Below are 15,749 nucleotides of genomic sequence, written 5' to 3'. Positions count from 1 at the left end.
AGTTAGGCGGTGTGTTTTCGGTACGAAGGCGGCCTTACCAACCCAGCGATTGATCATTCAATCCTGGTGCCGGCCTTTGCCGCATGCGATTCGCTTCCACCATCATGAATGGCCGCTCCAACAAGAATGCCGGCCACCGATTTAGTAACGGATTGAGTATCCCATCGATCTTCCGGGGCTCGTCCGAGGCCGTAGCGCTCAAGCAATACCTCACCCTCCCTGACCACAAGCACGCCGGACACGCGTTCTTCGTCCATATTGCGATCCACATCCATGGCATCGCCGTTCCAGATCCAGTGAGGAGAAATCTGATGAAGCGCCAGTGGCATCGACGAGGCACCGGACGCGCTGCCTATTTTCCGCACCGGATGTATTTCAGACCTTCTATGAAAGGCGATCACCTGTTGTTCGGGTGTCCAGTTCAACGACGTCACCCCTCCTGCCGGCAAGAGATCATACGAGACGTTCTTGATCATGGTTTCTTTCCGAGACATGAGATTTTCCAATCAAATTCAGTCGGCTAGTTACTCGATGACGAGCAATTTTCGGGGAACGTTAGAGAGGAATTCGACTTCGCCGTCCGTGATCAAGAAACTTTCGGTAATTTCGATGCCCCAATCGTCGTACCAAAGCCCGGACATGAAATGAAACGTCATGCCTGGGCGCAGCTCGGTCTTATCACCGTCGCGGAAGCTGGCGGAGTTCTCCCCCCATGCCGGCGGGTATCCCATGCCAATGGAGTAGCCGGCGCGGCTTGCCTTCTTCAGATCGTATTTCGCAAGGGCACTTCCGTAGGCCAGAGCGATATCTTTACAGTGATTTCCCACCACAGCCTTCTCAAGGCCGGCGCTCATGCCTTCCAAAACGGCCTTCTCAGCATCCAGCATTTGCTGGCTCGGCTTACCGAGATAGTATGACCGTGAAAGTGGGCAGTGATATCGTTTGTGCACTCCAGCGAGTTCAAAGAAGATGCTTTCGTTCGCACGAATGCGCTTATCGGTCCACGTCAGATGAGGAGCTGAGGCATCGGCACCGGCGCCAAGGTTGGGTACGGCTGACGGATAGTCTCCCCAGTAGTCGCCCACACCACGGGTGCCAACATAGGAAATTTCAGCGATTATGTCCGACTGTTTTACTCCCGGCCGCAGCACCTCTGTGATGCGCTCATACATCGCTTCGACAATCTTGCCGGCGCCGCGCATGTATTCGATTTCACGAGGGGATTTGACGATGCGTTCCCAGTTGATCATCCGCATGGCGTTTTTGAAGCGCGCGTTCGGAAGTGCGGCTGTAAGGGCTTCGAAACCGGCCGGTGAGAAATAGTAGCTGTCCTTCTCCAGACCGATTATGGCTGAACCGTGCCCCTCATCCGTGAGGAACTGGCCAAGAACGGTCATGGGATGCAAGGTGTCTGACTGAACGTAGTGGTCTTCGTACCACCTGATCCGATCCTCGCCGATATATGCCGTTCGACGGCATCCATTGGCATCCTGACCACGGCCGAACCAGAGGGGATCCTTATCCTTTGACACAACAATACATTGTGGCACGTAGAACGAGTTGCCCTCGTAACCGGTAAGCCAGCCCATGTTAGCGGGATCGGTGACCACCAGTACGTCTATGCCAGCTCGCTCCATGGAGCTGCGTGCCTTCTCGAGGCGGGTTCTGTATTCAGAAAGTTCGAACCGTAGTTTCTCGTCAGACATTTCAGTTCCTTTAGATTTCGATGCGGTAAGTCAGACGCGGGCGGCCACAGTCGCGAGCGTCAGTTTGCAGAGGTCGGTGATGTCGTAGATGGGCAGTCCTGTCTTCAGCCTAAGGGCATTTGCAACGACGGGAAAGCCAGTGCACTCGAAGAGTATCATCGCAATATCGGGGTGCTCGGAGCGCAGGTGATCGATGCAGGCACCGACCTCCTGCTGTATCTGATCCAGCGCTGTCCGCACGAACGGCCGCGCCACGGCATTGCGCACGTATACGCCACCTTCGATACCTCCGACGACTACGCGCTTCCGATCCGCCGGGTGCTGGATGCCCAACAGGTCTTCGGTGCAATGTCGCGAGTCCGCTGTTAATACCGCGAGCTTTTTCGTGGGCGATAGCTGACGTAACAAAGTCGGGATGAGTAACAGGCTTGAGGTTATGACGGGTACATTGACTGCCGCAGCGATTGCAGACTGGTGACGGATAAGGAAGCCGCAGTCAGCGGCAATAACGTTGGCCCCTCGATCGACCAATCGCTGTGCAGCCGCAATGCAGGTGTGTTCCAGCGAAGCATCACCTCGAATGACAACATCTGCAAAGGCGCCTTCCACCATTTCCGTGATCACAGGCCCGCCAAACGTTGCCGGGTGCAACAGGGATCCTTCGCGCGGGCTAAGAAGCGGACTGTCTGGTGACACGCCTTCATCCAGCTCAAGTAGTCCAAGAACAGTGCTGCTTTGCGAAGTCATGATGAAGTTCGTCGATTTCGGACGGGTTTGGTCAATGCGAGTATCGTAAGACGTGTGAACTTGCTCGACTGCGCCTCACGCCCAGGCGGCCACCGACTTCAGTGCCGGCCCAGGCACGTCATCAGTCTATCGTTGTTCCGGCTTTGACGGCCAGCGCTCTTGCGAAAGCAAGATTTGCAATGGCAGTGTCTTGAATACCCGTCCCGGTCAGATCGGCGATCGTGATCTGGCGATCGTCGGTGCGTCCGGCCACAGCACCGGCAACAATCTGGCCGAGTTCTCGAAGGGCATGATCTTCTGCGACAGCCCCCGCCTCAATCGCGTGATGCAACTCACCGAGGCGTCGCGTCTGAGCGAGGCTGTCAGCCACGTAGAGATCGGCGCGCGCAATAGCCTCGGCCTCCACTTCGTTCTTGTGTTCGGCATCGGAGCCCATCGCCGTGATGTGCTGTCCTTGTTCGAGCCATCGAGCTTCCAGGATCGGCTGATCAGCCGGCGTTGTGGTGATGATCACATGCGCACCGGCAACGGCTGCTTCCCGGCTATCGCAAGCGATGACGCTGATGCCCAATTGGTCAGACAGTTCTCGGGCCGTCTTGTGGGCTTTGGACGCGTCACGCGCCCAAATCCGCGCCTCACGAATTTGTCGGACCAGCATGAGCGCCTGCAACTGTAGGCGCGCCTGCATACCAGCGCCAAAGACAGCAGCCACCGACGCGTCTTTGCGAGCGAGGTGCACTGCAGCCACGGCACCTGCTGCGGCCGTCCGAACATCGGTGAGATAACCATTATCCAGCAACAATGCCCGAACCAAACCGGTCTTGCTTGACAGCAAAACCATCAGGCCGTTTGTACTCGGCAAGCCAATTTCCGGATTGCCGAAAAAGCCGGGGCTGATCTTGACTGCGAAGCCATCGAGGCCAGGTACGTAGGCCGTCTTGACGTCGACCTCACCGCGATGCTCCAAAATATCGAGGCGAAGAATTGGCGGCATCACGACTTTTTTTGTTGCAAGCGTGCGAAATGCCTCTTCCACACAACGCACAGCCTCCAGATCAGGAGCCACCAGATCTCTCAGTTGCCGTTCAGTCAAAATAGTAATCGATCTCATGACGCCGTCCTCGCAAGAATATCTGCTGTCTCATCGCCCACGACGCGACGATGTAAATTCATATCGATGTTGCGGCCCGACAGCACAGTCACGACGGGTCCGTGAAGGTTGCGCACTTTGTTCGCCAGAAGTGCCGCGATGCCAATCGCCCCTGCGCCTTCGACGATTTCGCGCTCCTGAAGATATGCATGTCGGATGCCAGCCGCTATTTCGGCTTCGCTCAACAAAATGACATCGTCCAACAGGTCGCGGCACATGGGAAAAGTCCATTGATTGGCGAGGCCAATCCCGCCGCCGAGCGAATCCGCCAGACTTTCAAACTCATCGACCTGCACCGGGCGACCTGCATCAAGGCTTGCCTTCATCGCGGCTCCGCGATCCATCGTGAGCCCGATAATCCGCACATCCGGCCGCTGGCTTTTCACGGCTGCCGCCACGCCAGAAGCCAAACCGCCCCCCGAGAGCTGGATAAGCACGGTAGCCACGTCCGGCAGCGCTTCGAGGATTTCCAGCCCTAGCGTTCCTTGGCCGGCGATGATTGCCGGGTGATCGAACGGCGGGACGAGGCACCGTCCATCACCCGCCAATCTCTCGGCCTCTTCCTGAGCATCATCCTGGGATTTTCCGACGATACGGACGTCGGCGCCCAGTCTGCGAATCTCCGAGACCTTATTTTCGGGAACCAGGTTTGACATGCAGATCGTGGCCGTCACACCGCACGTGTTGGCAGCGAACGACAGAGCACGACCGTGATTGCCGGTCGACGCGGCTACAACGCCGCGTGCCCGCTCGTCTTCGGACAGTTGAAGAATGGCGTTGAAGGCGCCGCGCAACTTGAAACTGCCCGTCGTCTGATGATGCTCAAGCTTTAGATAAACGGGCACAGCGCAATGGTTCGACAGGGACGGAGAGTGCGTGAGCGGCGTAGCAAGTATGTGATCTTTTATGCGCCTTTTTGCGCCTTCAATCTCATTGAGATCAATCATCAAAGTCCTCCCTCCGCACCAGCCGCTCGTTACGCGCTCCGAAACAGTTCCCAGCAGTAGCGGATCGCCAGTTCGGTCGTCGGCACGAGGGTCTGATCGGACACCCCGAACGTCGGCGTATGGACGCCGGACTCGTTTCCCGGCTCCTTGCTGCCGAACCAGAAATAGATTGACGGGATGCAGCTGGAGTAAAAACCAAAGTCATCGCTGCCGGAGCTTGCCGAACCCTCGACATATCGGTCCTCGCCATCGGTCTGCACGACGATCTGCTTGAACCGCTCGACCATTGAGCTGTCGTTGACCACAGGAGGCTCGCCCGCGTGGGAGCTAAATTCGGCCCGGCCTCGATGGATCGCGGCAACACCCTCGGCAATTTCGCGCACCCGTTGAACCAGCAACTTTCTCCTCTCGGGACTGCTCGTCCGGATCGTTCCGGTCATCGTGACCGAAGGGCAGATAATGTTCGTCGCTTCCCCACCATGGATGGTGCCGATCGTGACGACAGCGCCATCATCAACCGGCATTTCGCGTGACACCACCTTCTGAACTTCGTTGATGAAGGCGCCCGCTATCGCGATCGCATCCACGCCCAAGTGAGGCTTGGCACCGTGCGCCATCGTTCCGAGAAATTCGAGCGCGAATTGATCCGCTGACTTTGTTACGGCGCCCGCACGTGCGCCATAGGAGCCGGCTGGAATGTCAGTGCGGACATGAAATCCCACTGCAGCGTCGAACCCGTCCAGCAAGTTTTCTTCAACGACGGTCCGGCCGCCAAGTGGTTCTGCTTCTTCAGCGGGTTGAAAGAACACGCGCAGCCTGCCTGAGAAATTTCCGCGCATGCGATGGAAAGCGAGCGCCGTTCCCAAGGCGATCGAGCCATGCATGTCATGACCGCACGCATGCATGACGCCTGGCACTTGCGACCGATACGGCAGGTCGTCGCGGGCTTCCTGAATGGGAAGCGCGTCGATGTCTCCGCGCATCGCGATCGAACGATTTGCGCCTGGGGCCAAGCCCTGAATGTCGACATAGACACCGGTCTTGTGGAACGTCTTTGCTTCGGTCAGGCCGAAGGCAGCCAAGGTCTCGATAATCCGCTTCTGGGTCTTCCACTCGTTGTTGGAAAGTTCGGGCTCGCGATGCATGGCGTGCCGCATCTCGGCGACTGCATTACGCTCGACCTCGGAGAGGAAGTTGTTGGTAGGCATGTTCATGGTGGTCTCCTGGTCTAGTCGTCATGGTGTCTGTTGTCGCACCTAGCAGCGGAGCTGCGCGGCCCGTCGATTCGAATACACATCACGCAGGGTCCCTGCATTAATGGAGGTGACACTGGATCCGTGGCCGCGACATCATCACTACACCTCGAGCGGGATAGCGAAACTGGCCTTGAGACGGTCCATCACAACCATGGTCTTGAAGCCTTTGATATCCGCGTTTTCATAGAAAAACCGACGCGTGAAGTGCTCGTAGTCCTGCATATCTTTCGCGGTAATAACAAGCATGAAGTCGGCATCTCCCGTTACGTAGAAACCCATCATCACCTCACGCGTATTTCGTATCGCAGCCTTGAATCGATCGACGATGTCGGCCCTTTCCCGTTCAAGGGACACCATGACGATCATGGTGATGTGTCGTCCGACTGCCTTGGGCGAGACGATGGAAACGTCTCCCTCGATGACGCCCTCGTTGCGTAACCTTCTCAAACGCCGTTGGCACGCCGTCGGCGAGAGGTGGACCATCCCCGCGAGTTCTTCAGAGGTCAGCCGGTTGTTTTTCTGAACGGCTTGGAGAAGCGCAATGTCGGCGCGATCGAGTTCAACCATCACCTACCTCCCCGAACAAGAACCCGGGGAGCCCGCGCGGAGGCCTGCAGCGCCGATGCGACCTGGCATAGGTCGGTTGCTTCGACGTTCCCGGCGCAGATACTCGTCCGAATAGGCCATTTCGAAAACGAAGCAGACATGCTGGAACCAGACGAGTATGCACCGGATACAGTCTCTATTTGACGAAGAGCTTGCGCGGCGTCTTCGTCAGGGGCTCGTAACCCGTTTCGGAGACCGCAAAGCTCTGTGTGATCGTGATCCCGACATTGTCGAGCCACAGGCCAGGCATCATGTGGAACACCATACCCGGCTTGAGTACGGTTTCGTCGCCCTTGCGAATGCTTGCCGTGCGTTCGCCTGAGGCCGGAGGGAACCCGATGCCGGTCGGATAACCAATGCGGGACTCTTTCTCGATCCCGTGTCGGGCAAGCGCCGTGCGGAAGTCGGCATCGACCTCCGAGCAGGTGCGACCGGGCCGAACTGCTTCCAGCCCGGCATTCAAGGCCTCGACAGCAATTCCCGACAGGTTCAGGAAAGCGGATGAAGGCTTCCCGACGACGATCGTGCGCGCCAGGTTGACCTGGTAGCGATGCCGGCAACCGTTCAGTTCGAGGTTGACAACGGTGGACTCCGGCAGGGGGTCGTCCGTCCAGGCGGCATGCGGCGCGATTGAGCGTTCGCCAATGCACAAATCGGGAGGGCAACAAGGATAGTCGCCACCGAACTCCGGCGTGCCCGAAATCTGCTGGTGATAGATCGCAGCAGCAATATCGCACTCACGGACCCCGGCTTGCACCATATCGATGACGCGCGTCATGGCGGCGTCCGCAAGCTGGCCAGCTTGATGCATAATGGCCACCTCGGCCGGGCTCTTTACGAGCCGGATCCATCCAACAAGAAGATCGGCGTCGACGAACTCGGCATTCGGCAAGGCTCGCGTGAGATCTGCGTGGCCGCGTGCCGGATAGTAATATCCCCCCATCTCGACGCCGATACGCGCCTTTTCACCTCCGAGCTCCCTCACGATATCGGCCATGAAAGTATAGGCCGACAGCGTTGCCGATTGAACATAGGTGTCGGGATAGGCTCGGATATTGTCCTCGGCCAGATAGGTGGTCATGGAAGCCGAAACACGGTCCATGAAACGGCCGATCCAAATCGGTTCTGCGTGGGCTTGCGCCACAATCACCATTTGCGGTGTGTAGAAGGAATACGCATTATAGCCGGTAAGGTAGTTCTGGTTCGGCGGTTCTGAGAGGAGGAGGATGTCAATCTCTCTCTTCGCCATTTCCTTTTTAACGGCTGCTAGACGGGTCTGGAATTCTCCCAGTGCGAAGTGCAATTCTTTTATCATTCTTGATCTCCCATTCGGCGGCGGCGGCCGCACCAATATTTTCCCCGTCTGTCAGGGAGCAAAGCGGGCCGTCGTTATCCCTGTATTGATCGGCTCCTGATCGGCTCCTCGCTTGAACCTGCAGCCTAAGGGCACGGCTGGATCGGAAGGCCGAACTCTCGTTTTTTGCTCCATCAGATTGGGTGTTCAGCCATCTCGTCGGCAACGTCTTGGTCGATCGGCGTGTCGAAAGTCATCAATATGAAACCGAGCACCGAATAGAAGCCGACGGTCGCCATGAGGTCGAACACGGCTTGCCGACCTATGCTCGCAGCAATAGCTTGCTCGAGATGCGAAGGCAGACGTGCGCCGTCAAATAGCGCGTCGACAGCACCGGCAAGTACGCCGTCTTCGCCATCGGGAGTTCCAGCCATACTCCGGATTCGCGCATCGGAAATACCAAGGGCGCGAGCGCGGCTTACATGGTGGGACCACTCATAGGTGGAGCCCATACGATGTGCCGCGCGCAAAATCACGAGCTCGGACCGGACTGGTCCTAACGCACTATCTTTTACGATATGCTGCCGCAGCGGAGCCCACGCTCTCAGTAGCGCGGGATGATGAGCCATGGTGCGATAGACGTTCAGCGCGCCGGCGAAGCCCGTTTTCATGTCCGCGATCTCAGCGGGCCAGTTTTCATCGGCGATAGGCGGACAGGACGATGTTGTCATTACGCGAGAACCTCAGTCTACTACTGCGGCGCGGATGGCGTCGGAAAGCCGTTCGACAATCAAATCGATTTCTTCAGCCTGAATGATGTAGGGTGGTGCTAGCAGCACGTGATCGCCCTGCGCTCCGTCAATCGTGCCACCCATTGGGTAGCACATCAGGTCTCTGCGCATGGCTTCCTTCTTGATGCGGGAATGCATCTTGCGGGCCGCATCGAAAGGCTTCTTGGTATCTTTGTCGGCCACGATCTCGACGCCGCGGAAAAGACCACGACCACGGATGTCCCCGACATAGGGTGATTGTCCAAGTGCCTCATTGAGCCCGGCCTGGAGGCGCTCGCCCATCCGGATGACGTTTGCCATCATGTCCGGGCGCGTGATGATTTCAACCACCTTACTGGCTGCCGCTGCTGCTATCGGATGTCCGATATAGGTATGTCCATGCTGAAACAGACCCGACCCGTCGGCGAACGCACGGTAGATCTTTTCGGAGAGCAATACCGCTCCGATCGGCTGAAAGCCGCCGCCCAGTCCCTTCGCAATCGTGACCAGATCCGCGACAATGCCTTCCTGCTCCATAGCAAAGATCGTGCCGGTGCGTCCCATTCCGCACATGACCTCGTCGAGGATCAGCAAGATGCCATACTTGTCGCATATCTGCCGAACCCGTTTGAAATAGTTCGCAACCGGGCCAACGGCGCCCAGCGTCGCACCGACCACCGGCTCGGCGACGAAAGCCATAACCTTGTCCTCTCCGAGTTCAAGGATTTTGTCTTCCAGTTCCACAGCAAGACGCTCGGCATAAGCCTCCGGCGTTTCGCCCACCTGCAGGTCGCGGTAGGCATAGCAGGGAGAAACATGATGCGTTTCAGGCAAGATCGGTTTGAATTGGGCACGGCGCCAGGCATTGCCCCCTGTTGCCAAGGCACCGATCGTATTGCCGTGATAGCTCTGCCGACGAGCGATGATGTGGCGCCGCTGCGGCTGCCCGACTTCGACAAAATACTGGCGCGCCATTTTGAGAGCGGCCTCTACCGCTTCTGAACCGCCAGACACCAGATAGACATAATCGAGACCTTCAGGCGCAAGACCGACCAATTGCTCGGCAAGCCGCTCGGCGACGTCGGTCGTGAAGAAGGACGTGTGGGCGTAGCTGATCCGACCCATCTGTAGCTTCATTGCGTCAAGAACTTCTGCATGATTGTGCCCGAGGCAACTAACGGCGGCGCCCCCCGACCCATCCAGGTAGCTCCTGCCCTCGCTATCCACGACGTAGATGCCCTCCCCCGCAACCGCGGTTGGCAGAGTTGTAGCGATTGTTCGATGGAGAATTTTGGTCATGGTCATCTCGGGGTGCTTATCCGTCCGGCTTTCGAACGGTTCCATCCATTGATTTGCAGGTTTTGCCAAAATATGCAACAACTGTTTTATAAATTATGTTTTGACGCATTTGTTCTCCTTCTCTCAAGTTGTGGAGCGGTTGTGATGTGAGATAGCCACCAGCTGTTTGACTTTTTGGCTTCCGAGAGAGATGGTCCAGGTGAATTATGACATCGTATGTGAGGCAAATGTTGCAAAAAGGCCCATTACACGCTCGGATCATCGAGCGATTCGACGACATGTCCGAGCAGTTGCAGCAAGCGGCTCGGCACATATTGGAACATCCGCAGGAGGTGGCGCTCGTTTCGATGCGCGAACTCGCGCGCAACGCCGGCGTTCAGCCATCGACAATGACGAGGCTGGCGAAGTTTCTTGAATTCTCAGGGTATGAAGATTTCCGAGAGCAACACGCCGACGTCATCAGGGTGAGCGCCGACGGATTTGCGGCCAGGGCTTTACAAAGAGAAGAAGGGGCCGCGAATGGTGAGGGCTTGGCTTATAGGATGCTCCAAGGTCTCTCCGCGCAGATCGATCGGCTCCGCGACCCTGATACGATTTCGCGCTTGGATACAATGGCGGAGCACCTGGCAAAAGCAAGGCGGATCTTTGTTCTCGGCTTGCGCTCTTGCCATTCGGTCGCGTGGCATTTTCACTACGTCATGACCTTGCTCGGCGAAAAGACTATCCACTTGGACGGTCCGGCGGGAACAAGCGGCGACCCCCTCATCCGCGCAACTCATGAGGATGTGCTTTTGGCGATTTCCATCAATCCCTATTCGCTTCAGACGCTTGAGCTTGCCGAGGCCGCCCGTGAGAAGGGACTTTCCATTCTGGCGATCACCGACAGCGAAGTGTCTCCCCTGGTGACGATCGCAGCGCACGTTGTATTCTTTCCAACTGAAAGCCAAACATTCTTTCACACGCTGGCGCCGGCGCTGGCCGTCTCTGAAGTTCTATGTGGCCTGCTGGCGAGCCGAGACCGTGCGGCGGCGTTGAAAGAGTTGAAGCTCGCCGACCGCCATCTTTCTGCGATGAACACATATGCCACGTCCATTCCGCGACGGAAGATATAGCGGCATTGACGAGCCGGCTACTGGCGGAGTCGTCATCGTTGAGCGACCTCTCGCCTCGGCCACCGGGACCGACGTCACCTGGACGTCAGTCGATGTCCAATCAGAAAACCTCGAGGTTGCGGCCGAATTAATCCGCAAACTGGGATGACGGAAAAAGAAGCGCGCCGTTACGGGCGGGATGGACGTCTGATGCGCCAGTGAGCCCAGAGCTTGCCGAGAAAGCCACATTGATGCCGGCATCAAATCACGATGCGATGGTGAGATCCGTTACGCACTAAATTTGCCGGGCGATCGTCGAGCCAAGAGCCTGTCCCAGAGTTCGCTCTGGGGCAGGCAGTCTTTCACGGCCGCGAGCTACGGAGGCGGCATGAGTATCATGACTCAGGTCGCGGCGACCGGAGCACTCTTCAACGCCCCTCTCCCGCGCCAAAGCGTAAAATAAAGCGCAACCAGCCAGACGATTGGCAACATTGTCAACAAAGCGCCAACGGCAGCGATCGTCGGGTCAAGTTGCTGCTTCAGGTTTTCCAGCATTTTCAGTGGCAATGTGGGGATCGCATAGCCGCTGACAAACGACGTGATGATGACCTCGTCGAAGGACGCCAAGAACGCGAACAACGCGCCACCGATGATACCCGAGCGGATCAACGGGAGGGTAACCCGCATGAAGGTCTGGGTCGGCCCGGCGCGCATGCTCATTGCCGCCTGTTCCAGCTTCCTGTCGAACCCTGCGAGTGTCGCCAGAACGATGACAACGACATAGCCGATGGCTCCGATCGTCTGGCCCAGAATGATCCCGGTATTCGTTCCAACCAGCCCTAGTTTGGCCAGACCGGTATAGACGGCAACACCAACAACAATGACAGGAAAGGTGATCGGCGTCAGGATCACCATGGTCAGACCCGAGCGCAGCCGCGACGAGCACCGGCTGAGGCCAAATGCTGCCAATGTGCCGACTATGGTGGATACCACGCTGACAATCACGCCGAACTGGAAGCTGTTCCACAATGCACCGATCCACGAGGAGTCGTTGATGAACGAATAGTACCATCTGAGCGAAACAGCCTTAGGCGGAAACTCGAGGAACTCCCCTGCATTGAACGAGACAATAATCACAATGAAACCGGGCGCCAACAGATAGATGATAACGACCGCAAGGAATGCTGCCCCCGCAATCTTCGACCATGGGGTTGCCCGCTGCGCTTGATGGAGCTTTGCTGCCCAGCGTCGCGCTCGATATGGAACGAGAAACTCATTGAGATACCGGGACGCCTTGTCGAATGACAGCAGTTTACGTCGTCGAACGGTCTGCTCACTCGATACAGGCTGTCCATGCGTGCCGGCGAGATTTACGCCCGCTACGGAAAGAACCGCGAGCGCCATTGCCAACAGTATAAAGGCTGCCGCGGCGGTCGCCGCCATGTTCAACGATGTTGTAAGCTGGGAGTTGATGAGGGTTGAAAGCATGGTGTCGCCCAAGCCGCCCAATGCTTGTGGCGTAATGTAAAAGCCCAGGCAAACGACAAAAACCAATATGCAGCCGCTTCGAACGCCCGGGATACTAAGTGGAACGAAGACCCGGAGGAAGGCGGTGAACGGCTTTGCTCCCATGCTGCGAGCAGCTGCCATCAATGACGTATCAATGCTCATCATCACACTGACAATCGGCAAAATCATCATGGGCAACATGATGTGCACCATACCAACGTAAACAGCGAAACGATTATAGATAAGGGACAGTGGGCTATCGATTATGCCCGAATTGAGCAACACGCGGTTGATCAATCCACTGTCACCCAAGACGACAGTCCATGCGTAGGTCCGAACCAAAGCACTCGTCAGCCAAGGTAGGAAGACAAGCACCAGGAGGATTGGTCGTGCACGGCCGGCGATCGTAATCAAGTAGGCCGTCGGGTAGCCGATGATCAAACAAAGTGCCGTGGCTATGAAGCTGATCTTGAACGTCTGGATCAGGATCAGGACAAATGAGCGCTGTTCGAAAAAAGCGACATAATTCGCAAGAGACAGATTGGGCGGATTGAGGCTGGTCGCGAAAAGAAGGAACATGGGTATGCCGAAAATCGCAAACAGCACAGCGAACGCTGGCAAAGTGAGCAATATCGGCGTGGACCGGATTCTCTGAAGTGTTGTCATGGATGCTGTCCTTCCGCTTTACGCAGCGACAAACCGGACGTCGGACCGAAGCCAATCAAGGCGAACCTCTTCGCCCGGACGGAAGACTTGCTGGCCCGATGCGACGTGTTCGCGCGCGATGAGCGTCGCGCTCCCAACCCGCACCCGGTACTTCCTCAATGGTCCAGCATAGATCATATCGTCCACGATCCCCGAGACGGACTGTCTATGGTCCGCATCTACGCGCCTTGCTGCTGAAGGCGCAGAGATGCAAATGCGCTCAGGCCGAAGCATTGATACCATACCGGAAGAAGGAACAACGTCGGATTCAATCTTGAAATCAACGGATTCGAGGATATTTGCTTCACCCAGGAAGTTGGCGACAAAGCGCGTTTCGGGGCGATCGTACAAGGCCTCCGGTGTATCGATCTGCTCGATCTGACCGGCGCGCATGACAACGATGCGGTCCGACAGCGTGAGTGCTTCTTCTTGATCGTGGGTGACGCAGATTGTCGTTTTCCCAAACTCCTTGTGCAGCTCTTTGATTTCCACTTGCATCTGCTCGCGCAGGTTTCGATCGAGTGCGCCAAGTGGCTCATCCAGCAGCAAAATCGGTGGATCTGCAATCAAGGCGCGCGCGACGGCCACGCGTTGTTGCTGACCCCCACTCAATTGTGATGGAATGCGCTCGCCAAACTCACCCAGGCGAACGCGCTCAAGCATTCTTTTGACCCGCGACGCTCGGTCAGAGGCCTTGATGCCGCGCATTTCGAGGGGGAATTCCAAGTTGCGATGCACCGTGAGGTGCGGAAAAAGTGCATAACTCTGGAAGACAATGCCTTGGTCGCGGCGGTAAGACGGGACCTCGGACACGGACTTGCCCGAAATGAGGATGTCTCCTCCGGTCGGCGTCGTGAACCCGGCGAGCAGCATCAATGCTGTCGTTTTGCCAGAACCGCTTGGTCCAAGAATCGTAAGGAACTCGCCGCGCGAAACAGAAAGGGAGATATCCTTAACCGCAGCAACGGCCCCATACATCTTGGTAACATTGCGAAATTCAATTTGAGCGGTATCCGGAAGCTTCTGCAACACTTCGTCCTCGGCAGGAAGATTATTTTTCAGAGTCAAGTTCATACGATACTCCAGCAGGACTGATGAGCAACTTCGGCATGCAGTCCCGTAAGGCAGGTAGTGGGATGAGGCGGCGCTGTCCTTTGACGGCCCGAGCCGACTGGACGAGCGCCACCGATAGATCGTTGGGGACAGAGGATTATTGAAGAATCCACTCATTCCAACGCTGCACGAGCCGCTCTTTGTTCGACTTTCCGTCCGATCCAACCTCGGCATACCATTTGGCGTTCATAGCGAAGCTGATCGCCTCGTAATCGGGATGCGACGCAAGTTTTCGGGCAATATCATCAGGGATCAACTTAAAGGCGTTCTTGTTCGTTGGACCCTGCGCAATCAGCCTGGCAAACTCGGCCTGTCGGTCCGGGCGGCTCGTCAGCTCGATGAATTTTTGAGCATTTTCGGTATTTGGGCTGCCCTTCGGAATGCACCAATAGTCCGTTGTCAGCTTCGCCTGGTTGCGGTTGATCTCGATTGGCCCACCTTCATCAATAAGGGTAAGTGCGCGCGCGTCATAGGACTGCACGATGTCGGCGATGTTGTCTCGCATGATCTGCAGAACTTCCGACCCGCTCGTCCACCACTTGCGAATATGCGGCTTGATTTTGTCCAAGCTTGCGAACACGCGGTCGATATCCATCGGGTAGAGCTTGTCCATCGGAACGCCATCCGCGAGCAACGCTTCCTCCCAAGGTCCACTTCCATATTCGCCGGTATTGATTGAGCGAACGCCAGGAAACTTCTCGACGTCCCAGAACTCGGCCCACGTGGTCGGCCGCGGCTTGTCAGCGGGGAACTTCTTGGTGTTCCACACCATATTGATCGAATAAACGTATGAGGCAAAGCCGTTTGGCTGTTTTGCGTAGGCGGCTATTGCCTCCAACTCATCCTTCTTCCACGCGGAATAGTCGATCTTTTCAAGGTAGCCCTTGGCGGTGAGCGGATCGACGTTGGTTTGACCCAGGTTCACGACGTCTGCCGAAACGTTTTTGGTGTCGACCATCATCGCAATCTGTGTCGATGAGAAGTCCGCATTGACGCGCGTCACCTTGACTCCGGTCTCGGCCTCAAAGGGCTCCACGTAAGCCTTCATCACCGCATCGCCCCAGTTGCCGCCGCTCATGTTGACTTTAAGCTCGCCGGTAGATGCGGCCGTTGCGCGGCCGGCCGCGGAAGCTAAAGCACCTACCGCAATTGCCGTCGAAGTAGCCTGCATGAACCGCCGGCGATTTATCAGAATGCTCATTTCGTTCTCCCTCTGTTAGTCCCTTGCTCATGGCGCAAGGAGATCTCACTTCGTCAGCTTACCGCGAACACGCCGCCGGCGATGTGAGGCCAACGCGCGCGGGTTCCTGCGTTTCCACTCGGTCCCGCTTTCCACCAAGGAGGTGCCGCACAAACGGTTGCAGTGTTCGGGCAGCAGCCTCCTCGACCGCTACCATCTATTTCCTAGCGCAACATGATGAGGAATGCAACAAATGTTTTATAACGCTCAATATGCATCAACCGTATTATTGAGAAGTCGGACTCCGTGCTCCCTGTGACGGCGTTTTATCGTGCTCCAAGTGGCTCATTGATACGCCCGCGACTCATATGTTTCA

14 protein-coding genes are annotated in these 15,749 nt (G+C 56.8%); 1 reads left to right on the top strand and 13 read right to left on the bottom strand.

Annotated features, from left to right (window positions below; translation table 11 throughout):
• Positions 1-53: 53 nt before the first annotated feature.
• From NXC14_RS23535 to NXC14_RS23490, 10 genes are all read right to left on the bottom strand, one after another.
• Positions 54-476 carry a hypothetical protein gene (locus tag NXC14_RS23535; protein ID WP_157131485.1) on the bottom strand — a complete coding sequence of 141 codons (423 nt, stop codon included), beginning with the start codon at positions 474-476 and terminating at the stop codon, positions 54-56.
• A gap of 48 nt (positions 477-524) precedes the next feature.
• Positions 525-1,706: a Xaa-Pro peptidase family protein gene (locus tag NXC14_RS23530; protein WP_085780466.1), complete on the bottom strand. Its 1,182-nt coding sequence runs from the start codon at positions 1,704-1,706 to the stop codon at positions 525-527.
• Between the two features lie 30 nt (positions 1,707-1,736).
• Positions 1,737-2,453, bottom strand: coding sequence for a hypothetical protein (locus NXC14_RS23525; RefSeq protein WP_085780465.1), 717 nt, complete (start codon positions 2,451-2,453; stop codon positions 1,737-1,739).
• A gap of 121 nt (positions 2,454-2,574) precedes the next feature.
• On the bottom strand, positions 2,575-3,564 hold the full coding sequence (gene eutC / locus NXC14_RS23520; protein ID WP_085780464.1) for an ectoine utilization protein EutC: 990 nt from the start codon (positions 3,562-3,564) through the stop codon (positions 2,575-2,577).
• Positions 3,561-4,550 carry a hydroxyectoine utilization dehydratase EutB gene (gene eutB, locus NXC14_RS23515; protein ID WP_085780463.1) on the bottom strand — a complete coding sequence of 330 codons (990 nt, stop codon included), beginning with the start codon at positions 4,548-4,550 and terminating at the stop codon, positions 3,561-3,563. The genes eutC and eutB overlap by 4 nt, the downstream gene beginning before the upstream one ends.
• Before the next feature lie 29 nt (positions 4,551-4,579).
• Positions 4,580-5,764, bottom strand: coding sequence for a M20 family metallopeptidase (locus tag NXC14_RS23510; protein WP_085780462.1), 1,185 nt, complete (start codon positions 5,762-5,764; stop codon positions 4,580-4,582).
• A gap of 141 nt (positions 5,765-5,905) precedes the next feature.
• Positions 5,906-6,373, bottom strand: a complete 468-nt coding sequence (locus tag NXC14_RS23505) for an Lrp/AsnC family transcriptional regulator (protein ID WP_004128880.1) — start codon at positions 6,371-6,373, stop codon at positions 5,906-5,908.
• A gap of 175 nt (positions 6,374-6,548) precedes the next feature.
• Positions 6,549-7,760 carry a Xaa-Pro peptidase family protein gene (locus tag NXC14_RS23500; RefSeq protein ID WP_245362178.1) on the bottom strand — a complete coding sequence of 404 codons (1,212 nt, stop codon included), beginning with the start codon at positions 7,758-7,760 and terminating at the stop codon, positions 6,549-6,551.
• A gap of 140 nt (positions 7,761-7,900) precedes the next feature.
• Positions 7,901-8,437 carry a carboxymuconolactone decarboxylase family protein gene (locus tag NXC14_RS23495; RefSeq protein WP_085780460.1) on the bottom strand — a complete coding sequence of 179 codons (537 nt, stop codon included), beginning with the start codon at positions 8,435-8,437 and terminating at the stop codon, positions 7,901-7,903.
• A 12-nt stretch (positions 8,438-8,449) separates the two neighbouring features.
• Positions 8,450-9,775 (bottom strand): aspartate aminotransferase family protein, encoded by a 1,326-nt coding sequence (locus NXC14_RS23490; protein ID WP_085780604.1) that lies wholly within the window; start codon positions 9,773-9,775, stop codon positions 8,450-8,452.
• A 227-nt stretch (positions 9,776-10,002) separates the two neighbouring features.
• Here NXC14_RS23490 and NXC14_RS23485 point away from each other — a divergent pair, with 227 nt between their 5' ends.
• Positions 10,003-10,887, top strand: a complete 885-nt coding sequence (locus NXC14_RS23485) for a MurR/RpiR family transcriptional regulator (RefSeq protein WP_085780459.1) — start codon at positions 10,003-10,005, stop codon at positions 10,885-10,887.
• Positions 10,888-11,268: 381 nt separating this feature from the next.
• On the opposite strand, the gene NXC14_RS23480 is transcribed toward NXC14_RS23485, so the two are convergent.
• The 3 genes from NXC14_RS23480 to NXC14_RS23470 form a co-directional block, all read right to left on the bottom strand.
• A complete protein-coding gene (locus NXC14_RS23480) occupies positions 11,269-13,041 on the bottom strand; it encodes an ABC transporter permease subunit (RefSeq protein WP_085780458.1) in 1,773 nt (590 codons plus the stop codon).
• Positions 13,042-13,059: 18 nt separating this feature from the next.
• A complete protein-coding gene (locus tag NXC14_RS23475) occupies positions 13,060-14,154 on the bottom strand; it encodes an ABC transporter ATP-binding protein (protein ID WP_085780457.1) in 1,095 nt (364 codons plus the stop codon).
• A 136-nt stretch (positions 14,155-14,290) separates the two neighbouring features.
• The gene (locus tag NXC14_RS23470; RefSeq protein WP_085780456.1) at positions 14,291-15,394 is read right to left on the bottom strand and encodes an ABC transporter substrate-binding protein; all 1,104 of its coding nucleotides are present in this window, start codon (positions 15,392-15,394) and stop codon (positions 14,291-14,293) included.
• Positions 15,395-15,749: the final 355 nt, after the last annotated feature.

The organism is Rhizobium sp. NXC14, from assembly GCF_002117485.1.
Classification (GTDB): domain Bacteria; phylum Pseudomonadota; class Alphaproteobacteria; order Rhizobiales; family Rhizobiaceae; genus Rhizobium.
This window is presented reverse-complemented; position numbering and strand designations above follow the sequence as displayed.

What these genes read in the sequence shown, in the direction of transcription:
- NXC14_RS23525 (WP_085780465.1), bottom strand. Translation starts at nt 2,453, where the DNA reads ATGACTTCGCAAAGCAGCACTGTTCTTGGACTACTTGAGCTGGATGAA.
- NXC14_RS23510 (WP_085780462.1), bottom strand. Translation starts at nt 5,764, where the DNA reads ATGAACATGCCTACCAACAACTTCCTCTCCGAGGTCGAGCGTAATGCA.
- NXC14_RS23505 (WP_004128880.1), bottom strand. Translation starts at nt 6,373, where the DNA reads ATGGTTGAACTCGATCGCGCCGACATTGCGCTTCTCCAAGCCGTTCAG.
- NXC14_RS23535 (WP_157131485.1), bottom strand. Translation starts at nt 476, where the DNA reads ATGATCAAGAACGTCTCGTATGATCTCTTGCCGGCAGGAGGGGTGACG.
- eutC (WP_085780464.1), bottom strand. Translation starts at nt 3,564, where the DNA reads ATGAGATCGATTACTATTTTGACTGAACGGCAACTGAGAGATCTGGTG.
- eutB (WP_085780463.1), bottom strand. Translation starts at nt 4,550, where the DNA reads ATGATTGATCTCAATGAGATTGAAGGCGCAAAAAGGCGCATAAAAGAT.
- NXC14_RS23470 (WP_085780456.1), bottom strand. Translation starts at nt 15,394, where the DNA reads ATGAGCATTCTGATAAATCGCCGGCGGTTCATGCAGGCTACTTCGACG.
- NXC14_RS23490 (WP_085780604.1), bottom strand. Translation starts at nt 9,775, where the DNA reads ATGACCAAAATTCTCCATCGAACAATCGCTACAACTCTGCCAACCGCG.
- NXC14_RS23530 (WP_085780466.1), bottom strand. Translation starts at nt 1,706, where the DNA reads ATGTCTGACGAGAAACTACGGTTCGAACTTTCTGAATACAGAACCCGC.
- NXC14_RS23480 (WP_085780458.1), bottom strand. Translation starts at nt 13,041, where the DNA reads ATGACAACACTTCAGAGAATCCGGTCCACGCCGATATTGCTCACTTTG.
- NXC14_RS23475 (WP_085780457.1), bottom strand. Translation starts at nt 14,154, where the DNA reads ATGAACTTGACTCTGAAAAATAATCTTCCTGCCGAGGACGAAGTGTTG.
- NXC14_RS23495 (WP_085780460.1), bottom strand. Translation starts at nt 8,437, where the DNA reads ATGACAACATCGTCCTGTCCGCCTATCGCCGATGAAAACTGGCCCGCT.
- NXC14_RS23485 (WP_085780459.1), top strand. Translation starts at nt 10,003, where the DNA reads ATGTTGCAAAAAGGCCCATTACACGCTCGGATCATCGAGCGATTCGAC.